The following is a 2,995-nucleotide window of genomic DNA, read 5'->3' as shown; positions in this document are numbered from 1 at the left end:
AGCGTCGCCCCCACCCCCGCCGCGGCGCAGCCCGCCGTGGACGTGCTGACCGACAAGGTCGCCGTCATCATCATGGACCGCCCGGTCGTCGCCATGACGGCCTGGCTCTCGGACGCCTTCCGGGCCGCCGCGGCCGCCGAGCGGGGCTTGCAGATCGTCACCCCGCCCGGGACGACGCTCTCCCCGGCGGTGCTGGCGAACATGCCGGACTGGCCGTCGCGGTGGGTCGTACAGGACGAGCGGGCGGGCTACTTCGACGGCCTCTCGGGCGCGGTGCTGCGCTGGCAGGACGGCATGTTCAGCGCGGTGGCGGCCCCGGACGCCACGGAGGAGGAGCCGCGCACCCCGGCCGCGGCCTCGTTCCAGGAGGTCGCGGGCACGGACGAGCGGCAGTTGCTCGTCACCTTCCGTACGATCCACCCCGCGCACGAGCGGCTGGTGCTCGGCGGGGCTCTGGAGACGGCGTGGCGCGAGCTGGCCGGTGAGCCCCCGACGGGCTGGGGAACCGCCGAACCGGCGAACCTGCCCTGGTCGCCCGGGCGGCTGACCGAGGTGGCCTTCGCGCGGGCTCCCGAGCCGACGTGGTTCGTGGTGGTCGGCGGCCCGGAGCGGCCCGGCCTCGCCACGATGCGGATCAGCCGTACGAAGGCGGGTGTCGAGGAGACCGTGACGCTGGCTTTCGGCTACGGCGCCGATGAGGAACCGCCGCTGGACGCCCTGCGCGGGACCGCGGAAGCGCTCGTCACCCGCCACCCTCTCCAGTCGATGCTCGTGCAGCTCCGCAAGGCGCGCCGGGACCTGCTGGTGCCGCCGCGGTTCGGGGCGCCGGGGGTTCCGCTGGCCTTCGTACTCGGGGCGGAGGAGGTCCGGTCGGTGCCGGGCGACCGTGCGCGGCTGACGCCGCTGGCCGAAGCCCCGGTCAAGCTGGGGCCGAAGGCCCGGCCCGCCTACTACTACGCGCTGCCCGGGGACCCGTCGGACCTGGCGGGGTGGGCCGACTTCGAACGGCTGATGGGGCACTTGAAGGGCGAGTGAAGAACGCCGCCGTGGAGTGTCATGCGTTGGTCACAATTCGTCGATGGAACGTCATGACCGCGACAGACGTCTGATAAAAACGGACATATATGTGGTGGCTGATCGTTCGAGTCGGCCGCCAGGTCCGCAAGTTGAGCGCCCGGGGGACGTCGATGACGCGGTGGGACATCAAGCCACAGGGAGTCCAAGGCCAGTTGAAGACCGTCGGCGAGAACGCCGGCGAGCTGGAAAAGGCCCTGAACGCCCTGGTGAAGAACATGTCGGAGGCAGCCCAGGCGGCGGGTACGGCCGTCCCCGGCTCGCAGGCGGAGACGAAGATCCAGGGCCCGGTGGCCCCGGGTCAGCAGCCCCTGTCACACAAGGCGATGGGTCCGGTCGCGGCCGCTCTGAGTGAGTACCTGGAGGGCCGTCAGAAGCAGTTCACATCGATGGCCGAGCGGATCGAGGCGTGCGTCCTCGGTGCGGCGAAGGCGACGAACGAGTACGTCGCAGGGGATCTGGACGCCGCCAAAGAGGCGCAGAACGCGGCGAAGTCCGTGAACCTGGAGGCCCTGCGGGAGCAGCCGGGGGGCAAGAAGTGAGCGGGGACGCACCGGTCGACCCGGCAGAGGTCCCGGTGTTCACCGGCGACCTGGGGGTGCTGGACGAGAAGGTGAAGGCGATCTCGTCGGGCGGAGCCACGGTCTCGACGAAGACGACCGACGTCCACACGAGCTTCGGCGGGCTGTCCGCGTTCTATGAGGCGCCCGAGGCCGACCAGTTGTTCGCGACGACGAAGCCGGTCTCGGACGTGGGCCTGACCGTCAGCTCGGACATGTGCACCATCGCGGGTGCGCTGGGCACGTACAGCCGCGATGCCGAGCCGCTGGTCAAGAAGCTGGAGACCCTGAAGACGGAGGCGGCGGAGTTCCGCACGAAGGTCGCCGACGACGACAAGTGGCGCGAGGACGGCGACCTGATCGAGGAGAACCTCAATCGCCGAAATGAGATAGCCGAGGTGTGGGCCCAGTTCCAGGAGGTGGAACGGGCCGCCTACGCGAAGATCGTCGCGCTGGTGGGCGGTAAGGCGCTCACGGTGAACGACGGCTCCAACGGCGAGGGCATGTACGGCTACGACGCGGAGGCGTTGAAGCAGTCGAAGTCCCTGCCGTGGGGCGATGCGGTGGAGGAGTCGGTTCCGGCCTGGCAGGTGTGGGAACACGCCTGGGACTTCGGCAAGGGCCTGGTCGTCGACGGTGTCTGGGGCACCCTCAAGGGGCTCGGCGGGCTGGTCGGGCTGTCCGGCTGGGACACGTTCAAGGCGTCCTGGACGGGGCTGGGGAAGCTGGCGACGGGGCTGGCGATCTCCTCGATCCCCGGTGTGCGGGAGCTGTACTGGGCCGCCCCCGACGACAAGCTCCCGTCGTGGCTGCGTGATTCGCGTACGGCGATGAAGGAGACCGGCAAGGCGCTGCTGGCGTGGGACCAGTGGGGCTCGAACCCTTCCCGCGCGGCGGGTGCGGTGACCTTCAACGTGCTGACGACGGTGTTCACCGGTGGCTCCGGCGGCGCGGTCTCGGGTGCGGGCAAGGCGGGCGCCGTGGCCCGGACGCTGTCCTTCGCGGGCAAGGCGGGCAGGGCCATCGACCCGATGACGTACATCTTCAAGGGCGCGGGGGCGGGCGTCTCGAAGATCGGCGATGTGATGGCCGGTCTCAAGGGCCTGGGCAAGGTCGAGATCCCGAAGATCGACCTGGACGGTGCGGTGGCCCTGCCGGAGGGCGCGCGCGTACTGCCCGACGGCACGATCCACGTACCGGCGGGGACGGCGATACCGGAGGGGGCGACCAAGCTCCCGGACGGCACCGTCAAGCTCCCGGAGGGCACCGCGACCCTGCCGCCGAACACGGTCAAACTGCCGGTCGACGGGCCGCCGCAGTTCATGGACCCCCACGGCAACATCTACAACGCGAAGGGCGAG

At 70.6% G+C, this 2,995-nt stretch carries 2 protein-coding genes and 1 pseudogene; all 3 read left to right on the top strand.

Going from position 1 to position 2,995, the window contains the following annotated elements; genetic code table 11:
- Positions 1-1,035 (top strand): DUF6177 family protein (locus SSOG_RS27725; RefSeq protein WP_063631599.1); only part of this gene is annotated, 1,035 nt, incomplete at its 5' end.
- 152 nt (positions 1,036-1,187) lie between these two features.
- On the top strand, positions 1,188-1,616 hold the full coding sequence (locus SSOG_RS50440) for a DUF6507 family protein (RefSeq protein ID WP_009717573.1): 429 nt from the start codon (positions 1,188-1,190) through the stop codon (positions 1,614-1,616).
- Positions 1,613-2,995 (top strand): annotated as a pseudogene (locus SSOG_RS53995) (hypothetical protein); the annotation flags it as partial. The gene SSOG_RS50440 and the pseudogene SSOG_RS53995, both read left to right, overlap by 4 nt.

It is taken from the genome of Streptomyces himastatinicus ATCC 53653 (assembly GCF_000158915.1).
GTDB classification, from domain to species: Bacteria; Actinomycetota; Actinomycetes; order Streptomycetales; family Streptomycetaceae; genus Streptomyces; species Streptomyces himastatinicus.
This window is presented reverse-complemented; position numbering and strand designations above follow the sequence as displayed.